The organism is Microvirga sp. 2YAF29, assembly GCF_052114605.1.
Taxonomy (GTDB): domain Bacteria; phylum Pseudomonadota; class Alphaproteobacteria; order Rhizobiales; family Beijerinckiaceae; genus Microvirga.
Genome location: NZ_JBFRFB010000003.1, coordinates 269,317 through 290,087 on the forward strand (window position 1 = coordinate 269,317; position 20,771 = coordinate 290,087).

The 20,771-nt window shown below is 64.0% G+C and carries 16 protein-coding genes; 9 read left to right on the top strand and 7 right to left on the bottom strand.

Going from position 1 to position 20,771, the window contains the following annotated elements; genetic code table 11:
- Positions 1-3: 3 nt before the first annotated feature.
- Together AB4Y85_RS05900 and AB4Y85_RS05905 are read right to left on the bottom strand one after the other, a co-directional pair.
- The gene (locus tag AB4Y85_RS05900; protein ID WP_441983935.1) at positions 4-621 is read right to left on the bottom strand and encodes a helix-turn-helix domain-containing protein; all 618 of its coding nucleotides are present in this window, start codon (positions 619-621) and stop codon (positions 4-6) included.
- A 109-nt stretch (positions 622-730) separates the two neighbouring features.
- Entirely contained in the window at positions 731-1,660 is a 930-nt protein-coding gene (locus AB4Y85_RS05905; protein ID WP_441983936.1) for a DMT family transporter, read from the bottom strand.
- Positions 1,661-1,968: 308 nt separating this feature from the next.
- Here AB4Y85_RS05905 and AB4Y85_RS05910 point away from each other — a divergent pair, with 308 nt between their 5' ends.
- The 3 genes from AB4Y85_RS05910 (at position 1,969) to AB4Y85_RS05920 (ending at position 5,264) form a co-directional block, all read left to right on the top strand.
- Entirely contained in the window at positions 1,969-2,799 is an 831-nt protein-coding gene (locus AB4Y85_RS05910; protein ID WP_441983937.1) for a UDP-2,3-diacylglucosamine diphosphatase, read from the top strand.
- Positions 2,799-3,806, top strand: a complete 1,008-nt coding sequence (locus AB4Y85_RS05915; RefSeq protein WP_441983938.1) for a glycosyltransferase family 4 protein — start codon at positions 2,799-2,801, stop codon at positions 3,804-3,806. Before AB4Y85_RS05910 ends, AB4Y85_RS05915 begins: the two co-directional genes overlap by 1 nt.
- Before the next feature lie 273 nt (positions 3,807-4,079).
- A complete protein-coding gene (locus AB4Y85_RS05920) occupies positions 4,080-5,264 on the top strand; it encodes an MFS transporter (RefSeq protein WP_441983939.1) in 1,185 nt (394 codons plus the stop codon).
- Here the strand turns inward: AB4Y85_RS05920 and dgcA are convergent.
- Positions 5,234-6,217, bottom strand: coding sequence for an N-acetyl-D-Glu racemase DgcA (dgcA, locus tag AB4Y85_RS05925; protein WP_441983940.1), 984 nt, complete (start codon positions 6,215-6,217; stop codon positions 5,234-5,236). The two genes, AB4Y85_RS05920 and dgcA, sit on opposite strands and share 31 nt — an antisense overlap.
- A gap of 119 nt (positions 6,218-6,336) precedes the next feature.
- Here dgcA and AB4Y85_RS05930 point away from each other — a divergent pair, with 119 nt between their 5' ends.
- From AB4Y85_RS05930 to AB4Y85_RS05945, 4 genes are all read left to right on the top strand, one after another.
- On the top strand, positions 6,337-7,449 hold the full coding sequence (locus AB4Y85_RS05930; RefSeq protein WP_441983941.1) for an ABC transporter permease: 1,113 nt from the start codon (positions 6,337-6,339) through the stop codon (positions 7,447-7,449).
- A gap of 4 nt (positions 7,450-7,453) precedes the next feature.
- A complete protein-coding gene (locus AB4Y85_RS05935) occupies positions 7,454-8,254 on the top strand; it encodes an ABC transporter ATP-binding protein (RefSeq protein ID WP_441983942.1) in 801 nt (266 codons plus the stop codon).
- 9 nt (positions 8,255-8,263) lie between these two features.
- Positions 8,264-9,601 carry an MlaD family protein gene (locus AB4Y85_RS05940; RefSeq protein WP_441983943.1) on the top strand — a complete coding sequence of 446 codons (1,338 nt, stop codon included), beginning with the start codon at positions 8,264-8,266 and terminating at the stop codon, positions 9,599-9,601.
- Positions 9,602-9,679: 78 nt separating this feature from the next.
- Positions 9,680-10,294 carry an ABC-type transport auxiliary lipoprotein family protein gene (locus tag AB4Y85_RS05945; RefSeq protein ID WP_441983944.1) on the top strand — a complete coding sequence of 205 codons (615 nt, stop codon included), beginning with the start codon at positions 9,680-9,682 and terminating at the stop codon, positions 10,292-10,294.
- Positions 10,295-10,696: 402 nt separating this feature from the next.
- Here the strand turns inward: AB4Y85_RS05945 and AB4Y85_RS05950 are convergent, their stop codons facing one another.
- Positions 10,697-15,607 (bottom strand): hypothetical protein, encoded by a 4,911-nt coding sequence (locus tag AB4Y85_RS05950; RefSeq protein ID WP_441983945.1) that lies wholly within the window; start codon positions 15,605-15,607, stop codon positions 10,697-10,699.
- 317 nt (positions 15,608-15,924) lie between these two features.
- Between AB4Y85_RS05950 and AB4Y85_RS05955 the strand changes: the two genes are divergently transcribed.
- Both AB4Y85_RS05955 and AB4Y85_RS05960 read left to right on the top strand, forming a co-directional pair.
- Positions 15,925-16,245: a 2Fe-2S iron-sulfur cluster-binding protein gene (locus tag AB4Y85_RS05955; RefSeq protein ID WP_441983946.1), complete on the top strand. Its 321-nt coding sequence runs from the start codon at positions 15,925-15,927 to the stop codon at positions 16,243-16,245.
- Between the two features lie 20 nt (positions 16,246-16,265).
- Positions 16,266-16,691, top strand: a complete 426-nt coding sequence (locus tag AB4Y85_RS05960) for a universal stress protein (RefSeq protein WP_441983947.1) — start codon at positions 16,266-16,268, stop codon at positions 16,689-16,691.
- 211 nt (positions 16,692-16,902) lie between these two features.
- Here the strand turns inward: AB4Y85_RS05960 and AB4Y85_RS05965 are convergent, their stop codons facing one another.
- The 3 genes from AB4Y85_RS05965 to AB4Y85_RS05975 are packed head-to-tail and all read right to left on the bottom strand — an operon-like array spanning position 16,903 to position 20,500.
- The gene (locus AB4Y85_RS05965; protein ID WP_441983948.1) at positions 16,903-17,472 is read right to left on the bottom strand and encodes a hypothetical protein; all 570 of its coding nucleotides are present in this window, start codon (positions 17,470-17,472) and stop codon (positions 16,903-16,905) included.
- Positions 17,473-17,530: 58 nt separating this feature from the next.
- Complete coding sequence (locus AB4Y85_RS05970) at positions 17,531-18,706, bottom strand: vWA domain-containing protein (protein ID WP_441983949.1); 1,176 nt, start codon at positions 18,704-18,706, stop codon at positions 17,531-17,533.
- Positions 18,707-18,709: 3 nt separating this feature from the next.
- Positions 18,710-20,500: a cation:proton antiporter domain-containing protein gene (locus tag AB4Y85_RS05975; RefSeq protein WP_441983950.1), complete on the bottom strand. Its 1,791-nt coding sequence runs from the start codon at positions 20,498-20,500 to the stop codon at positions 18,710-18,712.
- Positions 20,501-20,771 lie beyond the last annotated feature (271 nt).

Genomic DNA, 20,771 nt, shown 5'->3' on the forward strand with positions numbered 1-20,771 from the left:
GGGTTAGTCCATGACCGCCGCTTTGAGGATGCAGACCATGCTGGCGCGCCCGGGGGTGTCGCCGATGCAGCGCACGATGTGTGGACGGTCGCAGCGATAGCGGAGCGTCTCGCCCGCTTTGGCCTGCTGAGTCACGCCGCCGACCTCGACCTCGAACTCGCCGTCCAGAACGGAAAGACATTCGACCGAGCCGCGCTGATGGCTGTCGGAATCGAGCATGCCGCCCGGTTCCGACTGCACGTCGTACCATTGCAGCCATTCGATGGTCTTGAGCCAGCCGACGATGGCGAGGCGCATCTTGCCGTCCTCGGAGACGAGGATCGGCGTATCGGCCTTCGAGGATTTTTCGATGAAGGGTTCTTCGTCGGCGGAGGCTAAAACCCGCTCGATGGACACGTCCAGGGCCTGGCTAAGGCGCCAGATGGTGGCGAGAGTCGGGTTGGTCTCATTGCGCTCGATCTGGCTGATGATCGACTTGGCGACACCAGATTGCTCGGCAAGCTCGGACAGGGAGAGGTTATAGGCCTTGCGCAGCCGCTGGATGGTCTTGCCCATGTTTCCGGACAAAACCTGCGCACCGGTTTCCAGCTCTCTATGCCGCTCTTTGCCTTCGACGCCCATACCCGTTGCCTCTGTTCCGACAAAACGAACGTTCGTTTCTCAGAACGGTTTTGGGGTAAGTGATGGGGCGGGTCAAGTTCCCGAGTGTCGCTTGCCTGGATTTCGAGCCTTAGACGGGTTTCTGGGGGGCCGCCTGCAGCTCACGCTTGCGCATCAGGCCCAGCCGATGCTCGCGCCAGACAATGAAGAGGCCTGTCATTGCGACAATGCCCGCGCCCGTCACCACGGTGGAAGTGGGTAGGTCGCAGAAGACGATCCAGCCCAGCAGGAGCGCCCAGATCATGGTCGTATATTCGAACGGCGCGATCACCGATGTATCGGCCCAGCGATAGCATTCGGTCACAAGGATCTGCCCGATGCCGCCGAATAGGCCGGCGAGCATGAAGAGGGCAAGGTCCGGCCATGTGGGCATGGCCCAGCCGAAGGGCAGGCTGAGCAGGGCAAGCCCTGACGACGTGATGGTGAAGTAGAAAACGATGGCGCCGGTTCGCTCGGTCGCCGTCAGGCGGCGCACTTGGATCATGGCCCCCGCCGAGAGCGTGGCTCCGGTGAGGCACAGCAGGGCACCAAGTGTTGGGCCGCTTTGGAGACCGGCGCTGAAGGACCCGAGCGAGAGATAGGGCGAGAGCATGATCAGGACGCCGACGAGGCCGATCGCCACCGCCGACCAGCGATAGATGCGGACCTGTTCCTTCAGGAGGATCGCCGCCAGGATGACGACCATGAGCGGCGAGGCATAGCCGATGGCAATGGCATCGTGCAGCGGCAGGTAGAACAGGGCCGCGAAGCCGCAGAACATGGAGGCCGAGCCCAGGATACCACGCTTGAAATGGCCGAAGGCGTTCTCGGTATGCAGCGCGCGCGGGAGATCGCCTCGCCAGGCCAGCCACATCAGCAGCGGAATCATCGCGAAGGACGCGCGGAAGAACATGACCTCGCCGGTGGGATACCGGGCCGTCAGGATCTTCAGGGTTGCCGACATCATCGTGAAGAAGAGGGCGGAGACGATTTTGAGTGAGATGCCCAGAAGCGGTTTCACGAGACGATTCACTTCGAAAATGAGGATCGCACACAACCACGATGCGAGCTTGAGGGAAAGCCTTTATGGGGCTTTCGCCCTTGCGCTGAGCGCATGGAACCTTGGCCGTTTGTCACAAAATTGCAAAGCAACCGTCACGGAGACGAGACGCGAATCCGGTTTGGTGAATTTGTCGGAGCATCGTGCGCAAAAGTGACCCCGGCTTTGCGTGCGAACGAGGCTCTTACTTAGAGAGAAAGCATCGGATCGATCCAAAAAGTGCAGATCCGCTTTCTAGTCCGATGCTGTACCCGAGGAAAGGACACCGGATGCCGAGGGATGTGGACGTTGTCCGTGTGCGCACGCTGTTTCTGTCGGATCTTCATCTGGGCACCAAGGGCTGCCAGGCCGATGCGCTGCTCGAATTCCTGAGGCGTTACGATGCCGAGACCATCTATCTCGTCGGCGACATCATCGACGGCTGGCGGCTGAAGACGGGATGGTACTGGCCGCAGAGCCACAACGATGTGGTCCAGAAGCTGATGCGCAAGGTGCGCAAGGGAACCTCGCTCGTATATGTCCCCGGCAATCACGACGAGTTCCTGCGCGACTATATCGGCGTCAGTCTCGGCGGCATCGAGCTGGCCGAGCACGCCATCCACGAGGCCGCCGACGGCAAGCGGTATCTCGTCATTCACGGCGACCAGTTCGACCTCGTAGTCATGCACGCGAAATGGATCGCGCTTCTGGGCGACTGGGCCTATACGACGGCGCTCTTCGTCAACACCTATCTCAACATCATCCGCCGGCGCTTAGGATTGACCTATTGGTCGCTCTCGGCCTGGGCGAAGATGAAGGTCAAGAACGCGGTCAACTATATCAGCCGCTTCGAGGAGCTTCTGGCGGCGGAAGCCGAACGCCAGCAGGCGGACGGAGTGATCTGCGGCCACATCCACCATGCCGCCATGCACAACTCGTTCAAGGTGGCTTACGTGAATACCGGCGACTGGGTGGAATCCTGCACGGCCGTCATCGAGCATTGGGACGGCTCGCTCGAGCTGATCCGCTGGAACGAGCTTCGCCAGCAGATCGTAGCGCCTCAAATCGAGCCGAGCCCGGTGGAAATCTCCGCTCCCGTCCTCGATCAGCGGGTTGCCTGATGCGCCTCCTCATCGTGACGGATGCCTGGAAGCCACAGGTCAACGGGGTCGTGCGCTCCCTCGAATACATGGCCGAGCAGGCACCGGCCTTCGGAGCCGAAGTGATGTTCCTGACGCCGCAGCTCTTCCGCTCAGTGCCGATGCCGAGCTATCCGGAAATCCGCCTGTCCATGGTGATGCCGGGGCAGATGGCGCGGCTGATCGGGGAGAGAGAACCCACCCACATCCATATCGCGACCGAAGGGCCTCTCGGCCACGCGGCCCGCCATGTCTGCCGGCGGAAGGGCTGGGGGTTTACGACGAGCTATCATACGCGGTTCCCGGAATATCTCGCGGCGCGGGCGCCAATTCCGGAATCCTGGTCCTACGGATTCCTCAGGCGCTTCCATCGCGACGCCAAGGCCGTGATGGTCAGCACGCCTTCCCTGGAGCGGGAACTCATCGGGCGTGGCTTCAGGAACATCCTGCGCTGGACGCGCGGCGTGGACACGGAGCTGTTCCATCCTCGCCAGAGGCAATCCATGGGCCTGCCGAGGCCGCTCTTCCTCTTTGTAGGCCGCGTATCGGTCGAGAAGAACATCGAGGCTTTCCTCTCCCTCGACCTACCGGGCACGAAGGTGATCGTCGGCGACGGGCCGGCCCGCGCCGAGCTCGAACGGCAATACCCGGAGGCCTATTTCCTCGGGACCCGCTCGGGCGTGGAACTGGCGCAGATCTATGCCTCCGCCAATGTCTTCGTGTTCCCGAGCCTGACCGACACCTTCGGCATCGTGCTGCTCGAAGCTCTCGCATCGGGGCTTCCCGTCGCGGCCTTTCCGGTGACCGGACCCCTCGACGTGATCGGCTCCTCCGGCTGCGGCGTTCTCGATACCGATTTGAGGAAAGCGGCCCTGGCGGCGCTCGATATTCCCCGCGACCGGTGCAGGGCTTACGCGGAGAGCTTCACCTGGCGCGAGAGCGCAAGGCAGTTCTTCACCAACATCGAGGCCGCGCACGCGGCGGGGTGACGCTCTCCCACGTCATCACCGGCCTTGGGCCGGTGATCTCGATACTTATGAGCGCTACACCCTTCTGATCGGGATGGCCGGAACAAGCCCGGCCATGACGGGGTGGGGGGCGCGATAACGGTCAGATGCAAAAAATGCGCCCGGACACCTGGAGCCGCCCGTCTATTTCCCATCTTCAACATCGGTATGCTTACAGGTATTGGCTCCTGCCCGTTACCGGCGTAATTCACCAGAATGCGCCGCGATTCCGCTGCCATCTGAGAAGGCTTCGTTTTGATTTCCTCGACCAGGGCCATCGAGCTGCGGCTTTGCGTATTGCAGGCGGCGAGCTTCATGAGTCACGCCGTCTATCTGCCGTTCTTCCCCCTGTGGCTGCAGAGCAAGGGTCTTTCGCCGTCGCTGATCGGCCTCGTGGTGGCGATCCCGATCATCGTGCGCGTCATCGCCACGGCTCCTCTTCTGGATCTCGCCGATAGGTCCTTCGGCGCAAAGCGGCTCCTCCTGGTGAGCCATCTGGGCCAGATGCTGTGCTTTCCCATCTTCCTGCTCTTGGACAACCAGGTCGCGATCATCGCGCTCGTCGCCCTCGTGGCCTTCGCGCAGGCCGCCGTCATTCCGGGCAACGATCTCGTTTCCACCAATGCGATCCAGCGGCATGCCGGCTTGAATTACGGGCGCATCCGCGGCAGCGGATCCATCGCCTTCTTCATCACCAATATCGCAACGGGCTATCTCGTGGGCGGCTTCGGACCGAATGTGGTCATCGTCATGCTCACGTTCATTCCGCTGCTTGCCGTAGCCGCGACCTTGAATGCAGTGTCCGATGAAGTGCCGGAGCAGGCTGCCGTCCCGACCGATCAGGCTGAGCCGGTATCGTCCAGGCTTCCCAAGGTCTTGTGGGTGCTGATGATCGCGGGCGCGCTCACGCAAGGGACCCACGGGGCGCTCAATGCCTTCGCCAGCATCTATTGGCGTTCGCTCGGTTTCACCGATGCGGCGATCGGCTATTTCTGGGCCGTGGGCGTCATGGCCGAGATCGTCGTATTCCTGTTCCTCGGCCACACGGTGGGGCGCAGCTCTGGCGTGGGGCTCATCCTCATCGGCTCCGCCGCCGCCGTGATCCGCTTCACGGTCATGTCGCTCAGTCCGGGGCTCGAACTGACGCTCGTGCTTCAGATGATGCACTGCCTGTCCTTCGCCGCGACGCATATCGGTATGATGGCGGCTTTGGCCGCGCATTCTCCGAAATCCGTCCGGGGACGGGCGCAAGGCATCTTCGGCTCCCTGACGGCTCTCGCGACGGCTTCGTCCACCATCGCGAGCGGGGTCATCTACAGCGAGGCCGGCGGGCTCGTCTTCGCCGCCATGGCGCCTTTGGGAGCCATGGGCTTCATCCTGACCCTCGTCGTGATCCGCATGCTGCGATCTCAGCCCCAAAGAGCCGGTTCTGGTGGATAGACGAGGCTGCCCTCGTATGTGAGGCCGGGCTCCCGGTCCCGCGCCAGAAGGAGCGGGCCGTCGAGATCGACGAAGCGGCAGCGGGGCGCAAGCACCATGGCGGGGCCCATGGCAAGCGACGTGCCGACCATGCAGCCGATCATCAGCGAGAAGCCCAGAGCCTCCGCTGCATCGGCCAACTCCAGGGCTTCCGTAAGGCCGCCCGTCTTGTCGAGCTTGATGTTGACCACGTCATAGAGCCCGACGAGCCGCTGGAGGCTCGGGCGGTCATGGACGCTCTCATCGGCCATGATGGGCACCGGACGCTCGATCCGGCTTAAATAACCGTCCGCTTTCGCAGGCAAGGGCTGTTCCACCAGCGCATAATCCGCCTCCGCGCAGGCGGCGAGATGCGCCTCGATGTTCTCTTCCGTCCAGCCTTCGTTGGCATCGGCGATCAAGGTCGCGTCCGGTACCGCCTTCCGCACCGCGCGGATGCGTTCGAGGTCGCCTTCCGGACCGCCGAACTTCACCTTGAGGATCGGCCGGACAGCGGCCTTCGCGGCAGCCTCCGCCATAGCCTCGGGCGTATCGAGGCTGATTGTGTAGGCGGTGGTCACCGGCAGCCAGCGGGTCAGGCCGGCGGTCACATGGGCGCGGATGCCGGAGCGCTTGGCGTCGAGATCCCACAGGGCGCAGTCCACGGCATTGCGGGCGGCGCCGGGAGGCATCAGGCTTTGCAGAGCCTCCCGCGTCAGTCCGGCCTCGATCTGTGGCCTGATCGCTTCGATGGCCGCTGCCACGCCCTCGACGGTCTCGCCATAGCGGGGATAGGGCACACATTCCCCGTGACCAAGGGCCGCTCCTTCGGTGATGGTGGCTGTCACCACGACCGCTTCCGTGCGCGACCCGCGGGCAATGGTGAACTTTCCTGCGATGGGAAAACGGTCGATGGAGACGGTCAGGGTGCACATTCTGGAGGTTTCTCTTTGAACTTCATCTCGACTTGTGGCGTAACGACACGCTATCACCAAGCGGAATCAACGCCGGAAGGATGATCGTGGCGCAGAGCACCATGGCTCAAGAGCCGCAAATGACAATCGAGCGGGCCGGTAGCAAGGTCACCGCCGTGCTGACGGGCTTGTGGACGGCGGAGCATGCCGGCCGGGTCGAAGCTCTGGTCGGCGAGATTGCGGCCCAAGCCGACAGCAGCAACGTGCTCATCGATCTGGGCGGGGTGAAGCGTCTCGATACGCTCGGCGCCTGGGTTCTCGACCGCACCCGGCATGAACTGGGGGAAAGCGGGCTTTCGGCCGATTTCGTCAATGCCTCGCCGGAGCAGAACATCCTTCTGAATGAGGTGGCCTATCGCGGCTTCCAGAACGTTTCCAAGCCCAGGCAGTCCCGGTTCGTGGATTTCCTCGTCGATGTGGGCAAAACCGTTTCCGAGGCGGGCCAGGATCTCGTGCGCGGTGTGGCCTTCCTCGGGGAGCTGGTCGCGGCCTTCATTCGGGTTATCCTCCACCCCCGCCGCTTCCGGGGCACGGCGGTCATCAACCAGCTCGAGCAGATCGCCTATCGCGGCGTTCCGATCATCGTGCTCATCTCGTTCCTGGTCGGCGCCATCGTCGCCCAGCAGGGCATTTTCCAGCTGATCAAGTTCGGCGCCACGCCCTTCGTGGTCGATCTCATCGGCATCCTGGTGATGCGCGAACTGGGCGTCCTGCTGACCTCCATCATGGTGGCTGGCCGCTCCGGCTCGGCCTTCACCGCCGAAATCGGCTCCATGAAGATGCGCGAAGAGATCGACGCGTTGCGGGTCATGGGCCTCGACCCCATCGAGGTGCTGATCCTGCCGCGTATCCTCGCCCTGCTGATCGGCCTGCCGCTCCTGACCTTCATCGCCTCCATCGCGGCCCTGCTCGGCGGTGGTGTCACGGCCTGGATCTACGGCGACATCAGTCCCGACGTATTCTTGACCCGTCTGCGGGCCTCCATTGGCTTCAACACCTTCATGGTCGGCCTCATCAAGGCGCCTTTCATGGCCATGGTCATCGGCATCATCGCCACCCTGGAGGGGCTGGCGGTGCAAGGTTCCGCCGAGTCGCTCGGCCGTCACGTGACCTCCTCGGTGGTGAAGGCCATCTTCATGGTCATCGTGCTCGACGGCCTCTTCGCCATGTTCTTTGCGGCCATCAGGTACTGACGCGATGCTCGAGAGACGCCATCCCGACCCCACAAAAGACCGTGAAGTGATCATCAGCGTGCGCGGCGTCGAGGTCGGCTTCGGGGAAAAGACCATCCTCAAAGACCTCGATCTCGATGTCTATCGCGGCGAGATCCTCGGCTTCGTCGGTGCTTCGGGGCAGGGCAAGTCGGTGCTGACCCGGGCCATTCTTGGCCTCGTGCCCAAGCGGGCGGGCACCATCGAGGTCCTGGGCCAGAACCTGGACGAGCTATCGCCCAACGAGCGCCGCCTCATGGAGAGGCACTGGGGCGTCCTGTTCCAGCAAGGCGCGCTGTTCTCGGCGCTGACCGTGAAGCAGAACGTACAGGTGCCCATGCGTGAGCACCTCGACCTGTCGGAACGGTTGCTCGATGAGCTCGCCATGCTCAAGATCGAGATGGTGGGCCTGAAGCCGGACGCGGCGGACAAACTCCCCTCTGAGCTTTCCGGCGGTATGATCAAGCGCGCGGCCCTGGCCCGCGCCCTGGCGCTCGACCCGGATATCGTCTTCCTCGACGAGCCGACCTCGGGCCTCGACCCCATCGGCGCAGGCGAGTTCGACGAGCTTATTGCGACGTTACAGCGGACTTTGGGCCTCACCGTATTCATGGTAACCCATGATTTGGACAGCCTTTACACGGTCTGCGACCGGATCGCGGCACTGGGTGACGGCAAGATTTTGGCGGAAGGGCCCATTGAGGTGCTGCTGGCTTCAGAGCACCCATGGCTCCGCTCCTATTTTCACGGAAAACGGGCACGCGCGGCCATGGCCGGCGGCGCGTAGGGTTGAGTGATGGAAACGCGTGCGAATTACGCTCTGATCGGGCTTTTCACCTTGGCAGTGATCGCGGCAGCCTTCGGGTTCGTCTACTGGTTCTCCGGTGGCGATCGGGGACAGACGCGCCAGAGCATCCGTGTGGTCTTCTCAGGCTCGGTCGCGGGCCTGTCGCAGGGGTCGAGCGTGTCTTTCAACGGCCTTCGGGTCGGCGAGGTGACCCAGATCAGCCTGTTGCCCGAGGATCCGCGCCGCGTGGTGGCCGTCGTTCAGGTCGATGCCAATACCCCGATCCGCTCCGATACCCGCGCTCGCCTGGAATACCAGGGTCTGACGGGCGTCGCGAATATCGGCCTTTCCGGCGGCGAGCCCGGCGCGCCTCCGCTGGCGGCAGGCCCCGGCCAGCCCATGCCGACGATCTTCGCCGACCGTTCCGACTTCCAGGATCTCATCGAGACCGCCCGCAACATCGCCCGCCGGGCCGATGACGTGCTGGAGCGGGTGGGCCGGGTCGTGACGGACAACGAGGGTTCCATCAATCGGACCATTCAGAACGTGGAGCGGTTCTCGCAGGCGCTCGGCGAGAATGCCGAGGGCATCGACCGCTTCCTGGCCCAGATCGGGCAGGCCGCCGAGAAGGTGGGGCCGCTGGCTGAAAAGCTCGAAACGCTGGCAACCAATGTCGATCAGGTGGTCCGTGCGGTCGAGCCGCAGCGGGTGACCCGCATCGTCGAGAACGTGGACAATTTCGCGCAGGCTTTGGGCGAGAACCGGCAGGCGATCAGCGACGCCCTGAAGGATGCGGCAAGCCTTATCGACAGCCTCAACACGACGGCGCCGAAGCTCGATACGGCCATCACCGAGATTGCAAACCTCACGAAGGCGGTCGATCCGAACAAGGTGAGAAGCACGGTCGACAATGTGCAGAACTTCACCGATACGCTTAACCGTCGCAGCCCGGATATCGACAAGGCGATCCAGGAAGCCCGCTCGATTACCGAAAAGCTGAACAAATCCGCCGACAAGATCGACAATGTGCTTGCCGGTGCCGAGAAGTTCCTCGGCTCTGCCTCCGGCGAGTCAGGCAAGGGAGCCTTCGACGAGATCCGCGCCGCCGCAATCTCCGTCCGCGAGCTGGCCGACGACTTGAATCAGCGGACCAGCGGTATCGAGGGCGTGCTCTCAGGGGTTGGCCGCTTCACGGAATCGGGTCTGCGGGAATACGAGGCGCTCGCAGTGGAAGGCCGCAAGACCCTGGGCGATATCAGCCGCGCGGTCCGCAGCATCGAACGTAATCCACAGCAGTTTATTTTCGGTGGCCAACCTAATCTCCCACAATACAATGGACGCCGTTAAGTAAGCCTCATGCGTGGGTCATCAGTGTCTCCTCCCTCGACCGATCAATTCCGGCCTTTCCGGCGCCTGGCGCCGGTGATGTTCCTTACCGTGCTCGCGGCGGCATGCTCTTCGGGGCCGGCTCCGACGACCTATGATCTCTCCGCGCCAACCTCGCGGATCAGGGGCGCCTCCGGCGTTCAGGTCCTGGTGAACGAGCCTGCGGCGATCCAGACGCTCGCCACCCAGCAGATCCTGGTGAAGGACGCGAGCGGCTCCATCTCCTTCCTCGGGGAAGGGCAGTGGGCCGACAACCTGCCCCGGCTCATCCAGACGCGGCTCATCAACACCTTCGAGAATTCCTCTCAGATCCGAGGCGTCTCCCGGCCGAGCAGCGGCGCGGTGGGCGATGTCCAGCTGATCTCCGAACTCCGCAGCTTCGAGATCACGACGCCTTCCAACGAGGCGGTAGTCGAGATGTCGGTGAAGATCGTCAGCGATCAGACCGGCCGCATCGCGAGAGGCCGCATCTTCCAGGCGCGCGTCCCTGCGGCTGCGATAGACGCCGTCAACGCGGCCCGCGCGCTCGACGAGGCCCTGTCCGTCGTGATGCTCGACGTGGTCCGCTGGGTCAGCGGCGGCCCCTTGCCCCGCCGCGAGGAGCCGGGCGACGTAAGCAGCCAGGCGCCTTCGAAGGAACAGGCTCCGACCTGAGGGTTCGGATCTCTAGTTGACATGATGCTTAAGGCTCCGAAGGTTTTCGGGGCCTTTCGTTTTTCGGGGTTCAACTGCATCACGCCATGGCCGGGCCTGTCCCAGCCATCCCGGACGGCGAAACCGGTCCGGGATCGTGTGCAGATTGAGCGCACTCCATTGTCATTCCGGGGCGCCGCAGGCGAGCCCGGAACCCATAACCACGACGTTTCTGAAGAAAGCGCGACGCTCGCCGCTCTTCCCTGCAATGTTGTGGTTATGGGTTTCCACGCCTACGGCGCAGCCCTTCGGGTCGGTCTCTCGCTATCGCTCGCCCCGGAATGACGGGGAGGCGGCCTGTCAAACAACAAAAAACGCGGCCCTGAAGGCCGCGTTTTTCATGAATTCTGCTGAAACCCGCTCTTAGTCGAACCGGCCGCTTGCGTGGGCGAGCATGGTGTAAACCTTGCCGGTTTCCGACGTGAGGTAGGTCTTGGTCAATGTCGAGTCGCGGTCGTCGCGGGAGACTTCGGCGAGGAGGCGCTCGAACTCGTCGACGTAACGGTCGACGGTCTGACGGAACTCGTCATCACGGCGGTACTTGCGACGGATCTCCTCGAAGGTCTGCTGGCCCTGGGCCGTGTAGAGCTTGCGGCTGAACACGTTGCTCTCGCCGCGGCGATAGCGGTCCCACAGCTCGACGGCTGCGTCGTGGTCGATCATCCGCGCGATGTCCACCGAGATCGAGTCGAGGGACTCGAGGCCGTTGGTGCGGGCGCGGGCCGGGCCGCGAACGGGCTCTTCATCCTCGTCGCGCGAGGCGCGGTTCAGAAGGTCCGAGAGCCAACCGCTGCGAGCGCCGCCCGCGTCACGGGGCGCGTTGGCTTCCTGGCGCAGGGCCGGACGCTCGGCAGGAGCAGTCTGCTGGCGCACCGGAGCCGGAGCAACGGGAGCCGTGGCCGGACGTAACTCGGGCTGACGGGCTACCGTCGGCGCGGGGGCGGGCGCAGCGGCCTGGACCGGGGCAGGGGAGGCGATGCGCTGCTCGACGGCAGCCGCGACGGCGGCCATGGTGGCGGCGACTGGCGCCTCGTTCACGGCAGCGCGGCGAGGTTGAACGGCGGGAGCCGCATCGACCACACGGTTCGAGCGCGAGACCAGAGACGAGAGCTCGTTGAGAGCCTTGATCTGGTCGGCGACGACGCGGCGCATGTTGGCTGTGGTCTCCTGGGTTTCCTGCGGCAGCTCGACGACACCGCGGCGGAGCTCGGCGCGGGTGGCCTCCAACTCGCGCTGGATCTGGCCGGTCATGCCGCGCAAATCGCCCATGGTTTCGCGGAACTTTGAGGTGGCGTTGCCCAGTGCTTCCGCCATCTCGGCGGCGGCCTGCTCGTAGGTGCCGCGAAGGGCGGCAGCCGTACGCTCGCTTTCGATGCCCGTGGTGGCACGGATGCGCTCGAACTGTTCGCCGATGGCTGAGGTGGTCGTCTCGGCGGCGCCTGCAAGGACGGAACCGATCTGACGGGCCTTGGTCTCGGCGCTCTGGAGCGAGCCCTCCACGAGGGTGGTGAAGGCGCGGGTGACGGATTCGAGATCCTGCGAGCGTTCCTCGATGCGACCGAGAAGCTCGTCCAGGGCGCTCTGGCGGCTGGACAGGGCCTCGGTCATGCGGCTTTCCACGCGCTCCAGGGCAGAGGCTGCCTGGGTGAGCGTGTTCATCTGCTCATAGGTGGTCTCGGTGAGAGCGCGACCACGCTCTTCGAGGTTCTGAGCAAGGTCCATGGCCTGCTGGATCGCGCCGGAAGAGACGCTGCGCAGGGCATCGACCTGATCGGCAACCTGATCCGAGGCGCGGCTGGTCTGGGAGGCGATTTCCGAGAGCAGGGCCTCGATGTGCTGCACGCGTCCGCCCAGGCCGTCCTCGACGGCGCTGAGGTTGTTGCCGGCGGAAGAGGCGACCTGCTGGAGCAGGCGGCCGGCATCCTGCAGGCGGCCGAGCACGTCGGAGAGTTCTCCGCGCAGCCGCTCATTGGTGCCGAGCAGGGTTTCGACCGTGCGCTCCGTGCCGGAGTCGATGGCAACGCGCATGGCCTCGGTGGACTGCATGTAGGACGAGGTCAGCTCCATGGTGCGCTCCTGGAGCGACGACAGCATGCTGCCGCTGCGATCCTCAAGGGCGCGAAGCGTGGTCTCGGTGATGCTGGCGACCTCGCGGCCGATCTCTTCACCGCGGCCGTTGAGGGCGTCGATGAGGGAGTTGCCCTGCGTGTCGAAGATCGAGCGGATCTCGCCGATGCGGCTGTTGAGCGAGGAGACGACCGTCTGGCCGCGCTCGTCGATGGCTTCCGCCACGCCGCCGAGGCGGTTGACGACGCGCTCTTCGAACTGGCCCACACGCTGGTCGAGAGTCGCGGCAAGCTCCTCGGTGCGCGAGCTGAGCGTCGCGGCAATCTCTTCCGCGCGGCCGCCCAAGGTCTGGTTGATTTCAAGCGTGCGGGCGCCAAGAGTCTCGCTGATCTCTTCTGCGCGAGCGCCGAGGGTCTGGTTGAGCTCGAAGGCGCGGGAGCCCAGCGTCTCGGCGATTTCGTCGGCGCGCTCGCCCAGAACCTGATGCAGGTTCGCGATACGGCTTTCCAGGGTTTCCGAGATCTCGCCGGCACGGGCGCCGAGAACCTGGTTGAGGGCAGTGGCGCGCGTCTCCAGGGTCTCGCCGATCTGCTCGGCCTTGGAAGAGAGCGTGTCCGCGATGCCGTTGGTCTTGGCGGTGATCGCCTGGGTGATTTCGTCCACGCGGGACTGAAGAGCGTTCGCGACTTCGCGTCCGCCTTCCGCCATCACGCGGGCCATTTCACCGGTGCGCACGACGAGAGTTTCGTTCAGTGCGGTGGAGCGGGCGTTGAGAGCGTTGTCCACACGCTCGACGATGGTATCGAAGTTTACCGTGATTTCGGTGGTGCGGCGCGAAGCATGCTCTTCGAGCGCGGTGAGCTGCGTCTCGATGGCGGTGGTCGCCTCGCGGGCACGATCCGCAAAGGACTCGGCCATGGTGCGGCCCTGCACGGTGATCAGGCGGTCCATTTCCTCGAAGCGGCCGCCGATCGTCTCGGTGAGGCTGCCCACATCGGTGGAAATGCGCTCGGCCAGCTCGCCGCCACGGCTCATGACGCTCTCGAATGCTTCGAGGCGCGAACCGAGAGTTTCTTCCATTTCGCGGGCGCGGGTGTCGACGGTGGTCGAGAGCGTGTCCGCCGTGCGGTTGAGCACTTCGTTGACGCGTGCTCCTTGCGTGGCGATGGCGAGAACGACGCCCTTGCCCGTATCGGCGAGACGCACCTGCGCTTCGTCCACATGGCGGGTGAGGTTCTCGGAGAACTCTTGGCCGCGGGCCTCGAAGGAGTTCTGGAACTCCTCGACCTTGGAACCCATGAGGAAGGAGATGCGCTCGCCGGTCTGGGCGAGAGTGGTCTCCAGAGCCTGGCCCTGAACAGTAACGGATTCGGCCACGCGCTGGCTTGCCGTTTCGAGACGGACCGCAAGGTCCTCGACGCGGGTGCCGACGGCTTCGTCCGCAAAGCGCACGGCGCTCTCGAGATGCTCGCGCACCTCGCTGCCACGAGCGGTAATCTCGCGAGAGACTTCCTCTGCGGTCGTCGCCATGCTCAAGCGGAACTCGCCGCCGCGAGCGATGATCTCGTCGACCACTTCCGTGCCGGTGGTGGAAAGCTGCTCACGCAGGGTGGTGCCGCGCGTTGCAAGCTCCTCGATGAGGGAGGTTGCGGTCGTCGCGAATTCATCGCGCAGGGCCAAGCTGTTCGATGCGAGTTCCTGCACGATGGAGCTGCCGGTCGACGACAGCTGCTCACGCACGAATGTGCCGCGCGTCACGATCTCCTCGCTGACGGCAGTGCCGGCGGCGGCAATCTGGTCGCGCATTTCGGTGGTGCGGGCGGAAATGTCGTCGGCGATGACGCCGCCGGTGGCGGCCAGCTTCTCGGTGATCTCGCTGCCGCGTTGAACGAAGCTCTCTTCGAGGCTGCGTGCGGTCTGCTCGAAGGCCTCACGTACGTCGCTGCCCTGCTGGGCGAGGGCATCGATCACGCCGCGGCCGGTCTCGGCCAGCGTGCGAGTAACCTGGCTCGCGCCTTCCTGCAGGTGGCGTGTGAGAACGTCCCCGGTGCGCTCGAAGGCGCCGGTGATATCCTGAGCCTTGCTCTCGAGCGCGGTGGTGATGGTGGTGCCGACGTCGGCGATGCCGGTCTTGATCTCCTCGCTTGCGCCGGACAGGCGCTCCACGAGTTCGACGCCACGGCTCGCCATTTCATCGACGACGCGCTCGCCGGCGCGGCCGAGAGCCTGCGTGATCTGGTCGCCCTGGCTCTCCAGCGAGCCGGTGACCTTGTCGCCCGCGCCGCTCACGGCGGCCACGACGCGCTCGCTGGCACTGTCGAGATCCTGGATCAGGTTCTGGTGCACGCCGGTGATCGAGCCGCGCACGCGCTCGGCGTTCGAGACGATGGCTTCGCGTTGCGCGACGAGTTCGTCGATCAGCGAACGGATGCGGATTTCGTTGTCGGAATAGGCGCGCTCCAGCGTCGAGATCTCGCTGCGCACCAGCGTCTCGAGTTCGCCGGCGCGGGCCAGCGCACGCTCGACGCCGTCGCCGACGGCGGCGACTTCACGGCGAACGGCCTGCGATACGGAGAGAACCGCGTCGGTGGAAAAGTTTTCGGGCTGGGCGAGGCGCGCGGCGACTTCGCCGACCGCGCGGGCCACCATCTTCATCTCCTGCGAGCGGACGGTGAGCATCGCGGCGATGTAGAACAGGAAGAGGGGAGCGATCAGGGCAATCAGGCCGAGGGCCAGCTGCGAAGTGGAGAAGGTCGCGAGCAGCTGTTCGGGCGTCACGATGCCCTGCGAATAGATGAAGGCACCGACGCCGCCGAGCCAGAGCAGGGAGGCAAGCATGGCCATAACATAAGCGCTGCGGGAGGGGCGAACCTGAAGCGCTTGAAGCATTACGCCGACATTCTGGCGGTCGTCGTTGGCCACAGACGTGCGGTCGGGGGCGACGAAGCCTGAGCGGGGCATGTCATCCACCCTGACCTCGCGTTCCTCCATACGGTCCGCCGGGTCTTCGGGGTCCAGATTGAAGGGACCCCTCGTGAAATCATGGGCCTCGATATCGGGCAGCCGGATGTCTTCGGAAGAAGCGGACTTGCTCTCCGTATGACCCGGGGTGGGGATGTCAAACGACTCCTCGAGATTGAGCGCTTGCTCAACAGCCGAAAGAGCTGCCTCCGCCGGGTCTTTTATCTTCTTCTTTTCGGTCGCCATGATCCGCCCTCGTGACGCAACTGATAACGATTGAAGCCCGGCAAATCCGCCCTTATGGGACGACACGCATAGCCTCAACCGGCACGGAGGAACCGGAGTCGGTTCTTCCGTAGGGTAATCTACTATTTACCAAGCGAGTTTAGCGGCCGGTCATGATGAAGGAAACCCGATGTCCCCTGCCACTTGCGAACGTCGTTAACGGCTCAGTAACCTGCACTACCGGGTAAAATGAGGCGAAAAAACGGCGGGTTTCGCGCTCGTCTCTCGTCTTCCGGCGCGCTGTGTCTTAAATATGCGCCGTCACACAGAGGTCCGCAATGATCAAGATCACTTTCATCGATGCCGAGGGCACTTCCCGCGAAGTAGAAGCGGAGGAGGGCGCGACCGTCATGGAGACGGCGGTTCGCAACGGCATTCCCGGCATCGAGGCGGAATGCGGCGGCGCATGCTCCTGCGCGACATGTCATGTCTATGTCGACGAGGCATGGGAATCCGTCACCGGCCAGCCGCAGCCGATGGAGGAGGACATGCTTGATTTCGCCTTCGATGTGCGCCCCAATTCGCGCCTGTCCTGCCAGATCCGGGTGCGCCCGGAACTCGATGGTCTCGTCGTTCGTACGCCCACCAAACAAGGTTAACCACTGCCCGGAGGCATTCCATGTTCAAGACGATCCTGGTTCCTGTCGATCTCGGCGAAGCCGAAGCCGCTCAGCCCGCTATCGACAAGGCGGTGGAACTCGCCGCAGGTGCGGAGGGAAATATCCGCCTTATCTATGTGCGCGCCATCGTGCCGATGACCTACATGGAATTCATGCCGGCTGCCTTCGACGAGGAGCAGCAGGGCGATTCCGAGAAGAAGCTCGCCGAGCTTGCCGCCAGCGTGAAGCTGCCGGCGGAGCGCGTCTCGGCGGTGGTGCGTCTCGGTTCGGTTTACAGCGAGATTCTGGACGAGGCCGAGAAGACCGGCGCGGATCTCATCGTCATCGGATCGCATCGTCCGACGATGGCGACCTACCTGCTGGGATCGAACGCAGCCACCATCGTGCGGCACGCCAAGTGTTCGGTGCTGGTGGTGCGGGATTAGTGTTCCAGAGATGTCATCCCGGACGCCTTAGGCGACCCGGGATCACTTTAAAACAACCCGTTGTCATTCCGGGGCGAGCAATAGCGAGAGCCCGGAACCCATAACCACCAACATAGAAGAAAGAAGCGAGACGGTGCTTGCTCTCTTCTGAAAGGCCGTGGTTATGGGTTCCGGGCTCCGCTGCGCGGCCCCGGAATGACAAAGGGTGCGTTTAACCTACCTTCGGCATCAGCTCGTTCGGCAGTTCCCCTGCACGGAACGGGCGCGGCTTGTTGAGGCGGATCATCGGCTCGATCTGCCACACGCCCACAAATGCGAATGCCGCGCCGAGTAAAGCGACGGCCATGGAGCCCATCTGCGCGGCGCGCCAGATCAACACGGCCATGGCGAGCAGCGAGGCCACGGCCACGACGAAGGTGGTGGCCCAGAGCCACCAGGGTTTGCCGGCGATAAAGCGCGCCTGCGGATTGGCTTTCGCGATGGCCGTGCACAGGCTCTCGGCAAAGGCGCGGTATTCCGCCGTCATCTCCTGGGCCTCGACGAGGCTTTTCCAGTTGAGCGAGGAGAAGTTGAAGGCCTTGCCGTCCTTCATGACGACCCGCGTGCGGAACGCCTTCTGCCCCACGCGTCCCGGCTCATAGGTCATGCGCACAGCCTCGACCGCGCCGAGCTGCACCTCGTGGACCTTGCGGCCGGTATCCACGATTAGCCTGTCGCCCTTGATGGTAAAGGTGATCGGGCTGCCGATGGGGCGGGGGCTATGGGTATAGGTCTGTGTCATGGGCGTGTTTCATGGACCAAGTTCCGCCTCGGTGACAAGTCTGGCGTTCGCGTCTCCGCTATCGCACCAGCTCCCGCATGGCGTTGTCGATGCCCTCGAGATTGAGCGGATACATGCGCTCGCCGAAGAGCTGGCGCATCAGGACGATGGATTGCGTGTATTGCCAATGGGTCTTGGGCGTCGGGTTCAGCCATGCGGCCCTGGGAAAATGATCGAGAATGCGCCTGATCCAGGCCTGCCCCGGCTCCTCGTTCCAATGCTCCACCGAACCGCCGGGATGGGTGATCTCGTAAGGGCTCATGGAAGCATCGCCCACGAAGACCACCCGGTAATCGGACGGATAGGTGCGGATCACGTCCAGCGTCGGAATTTTCTCGTCGAAGCGGCGGCGGTTTTCCTTCCACAGGTTCTCGTAGACGCAGTTGTGGAAGTAGAAATGCTCGAAATGCTTGAACTCGAGTCTGGCCGCCGAGAACAGCTCCTCCGCCGTCTGGATGTGCCAGTCCATGGAGCCGCCCACATCGAGGAAGAGCAGAACCTTCACGGCGTTGCGGCGCTCGGGCCGCAGGCGCACATCGAGATAGCCCTTGTGGGCGGTCTCGTGGATCGTGTTGTCGAGGTCGAGTTCTTCGGGCGCTCCTGAGCGGGCGAAGCGGCGCAGGCGGCGCAGGGCGATGCGCATGTTGCGCACGCCGAGTTCGACACTGTCGTCGAAATCCTTGAACTCGCGCTTGTCCCACACCTTCACGGCGCGGAAATTGCGGTTCTTGTCCTGGCCGATGCGGATGCCTTCCGGATTGTAGCCATAGGCGCCATAGGGCGACGTGCCGGCGGTGCCGATCCACTTGTTTCCGCCCTGATGCCGCCCTTTCTGCTCCTCAAGCCGCTTCTTGAGGTTTTCCCAGAGCTTGTCCCAGCCCAAGGCCTCGAGCTGCTTCTTCTCCTCGTCCGTCAGATAACGCTCGGCGAGTTTCTTCAGCCATTCCTCGGGGATCTCGCCGCTCTCCAGGGCTTGGCCCATGCGCTCGATGCCTTTGAAGGCATGGGCGAAGACCTGGTCGAACCGGTCGAAATGGCGCTCGTCCTTCACCAGGCAGGTGCGGGACAGGTAGTAGAACTCCTCCACGCTCTTGTCGGCGAGGTCCTGGTCCAGCGCTTCCAGCAGGGAGAGATATTCCCGCAGCGACACAGGAACCTTGGCCGCCCGCAGTTCCGTGAAGAAGGTGAGGAACATCGCCTACTTCCCCACGGTGCGCCGGGCGCGGAACTCGGTCCGCTCGGGCTTTTTGCTGTTCTTCTTCAGGATCGTGCGGAACTCGTCGCGCCGCTCATGGATGGAGGCGATGACGAGGCCCATGGGCACGCCGATATCCGCCAGCACCGCCTCGCTGAGCTGGAGGGAGGCTTCAATGGTCTCAGGGACAGCATCATCGACGCCGAGATCGTAGAGCTGGGCCGCGTGTTTCGCGTCGCGGGCACGGGACACGATGGTGAGGTCTGGCCTCTCCTGACGGGCGGCAGCCACCACCGACTCGATGGCGCTCGGCGTGTCCAGGGTGATGACCAGGGCGCGGGCCTGCTCGATGCCGCAGACGTTCAGGAAATGGGGGTGTGAGCCGTCACCGAAATAAACCGGCTTGCCGGCCTTGCGCTCGTCCGCGACACGGGCCGGGTCCATATCGATGGCGAGATAGGGCACGCGATGGCGCTGGAGCATGTCGCCGACGAGCTGACCGACCCGACCGTAGCCCGCGATGATGACGCGCCCTGGCTCCTCGGGCGGGGGGAGGACGGTGATGGCCGGATCGAGCGGCTGCTTCAGTTCGAGGCGGCGGCCAAGGCGGCGGGCAAGACGGGCGAAGACCGGGATCGCCGCCATGGTCAGGGTCGTGACGAGCAGCAGGTTCTGGCCCACATCCGTCGGCACGAGGCCTGTCGTCATGGCGACGCCGAGGATCACGAGGCCGAACTCGCCGCCCGGCCCCAGCAACAGGCCGGTCTCGGCGGCTTCCGAGGCATTGAGGCCGAAGGGCCGCGCGAGCCAGAAGATGATGACGCTCTTGATGGCGATCAGGAAGATCGCCACCGCGAGGATCGTCAACGGAGCCTGCAGGAAACGCATTACGTCCAGGCTCATGCCGACCGAGACGAAGAACACGCCGAGCAGCAGGCCCTTGAACGGCTGGATCGTCGTGTCCACCGCGCGGCGGTATTCGGTCTCGGAGAGAAGGATACCCGCAAGGAAGGCCCCGAGCGCCATGGACAATCCGCTCGCTGCCGCGATCAGGCTCGTGACCAGAACCACGAGAAGGCAGGCCGCCATGAAGAGTTCGGGGCTCTTGGTGGCCGAGACCATCTGGAAGAACGGCCGCAGAATGATGCGCCCGAGTCCGACGATGACGATCAGCGCCAGCGCCGCTTGGAAAAGGGCCGTCGCGAAGGACAGCATGGTCGCGTCGGGCTGGTGCGTATCGAGCGCCGCCAGGGTGAACAGAATCGGCGCGACCGCCAGATCCTGAAAGAGTAGGGCGGAGAAGCTTGCACGTCCCGGTACGGTGTTGATCCGCTTCTGCTCCGCGAGCACCGGCAGGACGATGGCGGTGGAGGACAGCGCCAGCGCGATGCCGATCACCGCCGCCGCCGTGACCGTATCCACCACCTTGAAGGCAAAGAGGCTGAGCGCCAGCGTGCAGAGCACGACTTGGAGCGTGCCGAAGCCGAAGACCTGCCGCCGCAGGATGCGCAGACGCTGCCAGGAGAGTTCGATGCCGATGGTGAAGAGCAGGAACACCACGCCGAATTCGGCAAGGCGCGACGTACCCTCGGGATTCGTGAAAGTCAGCCAGTCCATCCAAGGATTTTCGGGCACGAACCGCCCGAGCCCATAAGGCCCCAGCAGTGCACCCGCCCCGAGAAACCCCAGGACAGGACTGATTTTCAGCTTATGGAAGAGCGGGACGACGACGCCTGCCGTTGCCAGAAAAAGGATTGGCTCCTGATACGCGTGCAGGTCGATGGAGGCTGACATGTATTCCTTCCGGTCAGACGCATTGTGGGTCTAGCCGGAAGCACAGCGCAAGGGCAAATCACGGCTTCGCGGAACATGGCGAGCGCGACATGAATGCAGGTGGAGCATGGGTGCGGTTCCGGAAGGCGTCATCCCGGATGCCGAAGGCGATCCGGGATCGTAGGCAGATAAGGCACTGTCATTCCGCGGCCGCGCAGCGGAGCCCGGAACCCATAACCACGACGGTCTGAGGAAGCGACGCAACGGAACCCGCGAGCTTTATTCTGCCGCT

What these genes read in the sequence shown, in the direction of transcription:
- dgcA (WP_441983940.1), bottom strand. Translation starts at nt 6,217, where the DNA reads ATGTGCACCCTGACCGTCTCCATCGACCGTTTTCCCATCGCAGGAAAG.
- AB4Y85_RS05965 (WP_441983948.1), bottom strand. Translation starts at nt 17,472, where the DNA reads ATGACACAGACCTATACCCATAGCCCCCGCCCCATCGGCAGCCCGATC.
- AB4Y85_RS05930 (WP_441983941.1), top strand. Translation starts at nt 6,337, where the DNA reads ATGACAATCGAGCGGGCCGGTAGCAAGGTCACCGCCGTGCTGACGGGC.
- AB4Y85_RS05935 (WP_441983942.1), top strand. Translation starts at nt 7,454, where the DNA reads ATGCTCGAGAGACGCCATCCCGACCCCACAAAAGACCGTGAAGTGATC.
- AB4Y85_RS05945 (WP_441983944.1), top strand. Translation starts at nt 9,680, where the DNA reads ATGTTCCTTACCGTGCTCGCGGCGGCATGCTCTTCGGGGCCGGCTCCG.
- AB4Y85_RS05910 (WP_441983937.1), top strand. Translation starts at nt 1,969, where the DNA reads ATGCCGAGGGATGTGGACGTTGTCCGTGTGCGCACGCTGTTTCTGTCG.
- AB4Y85_RS05960 (WP_441983947.1), top strand. Translation starts at nt 16,266, where the DNA reads ATGTTCAAGACGATCCTGGTTCCTGTCGATCTCGGCGAAGCCGAAGCC.
- AB4Y85_RS05915 (WP_441983938.1), top strand. Translation starts at nt 2,799, where the DNA reads ATGCGCCTCCTCATCGTGACGGATGCCTGGAAGCCACAGGTCAACGGG.
- AB4Y85_RS05900 (WP_441983935.1), bottom strand. Translation starts at nt 621, where the DNA reads ATGGGCGTCGAAGGCAAAGAGCGGCATAGAGAGCTGGAAACCGGTGCG.
- AB4Y85_RS05955 (WP_441983946.1), top strand. Translation starts at nt 15,925, where the DNA reads ATGATCAAGATCACTTTCATCGATGCCGAGGGCACTTCCCGCGAAGTA.
- AB4Y85_RS05940 (WP_441983943.1), top strand. Translation starts at nt 8,264, where the DNA reads ATGGAAACGCGTGCGAATTACGCTCTGATCGGGCTTTTCACCTTGGCA.
- AB4Y85_RS05975 (WP_441983950.1), bottom strand. Translation starts at nt 20,500, where the DNA reads ATGTCAGCCTCCATCGACCTGCACGCGTATCAGGAGCCAATCCTTTTT.
- AB4Y85_RS05950 (WP_441983945.1), bottom strand. Translation starts at nt 15,607, where the DNA reads ATGGCGACCGAAAAGAAGAAGATAAAAGACCCGGCGGAGGCAGCTCTT.
- AB4Y85_RS05970 (WP_441983949.1), bottom strand. Translation starts at nt 18,706, where the DNA reads ATGTTCCTCACCTTCTTCACGGAACTGCGGGCGGCCAAGGTTCCTGTG.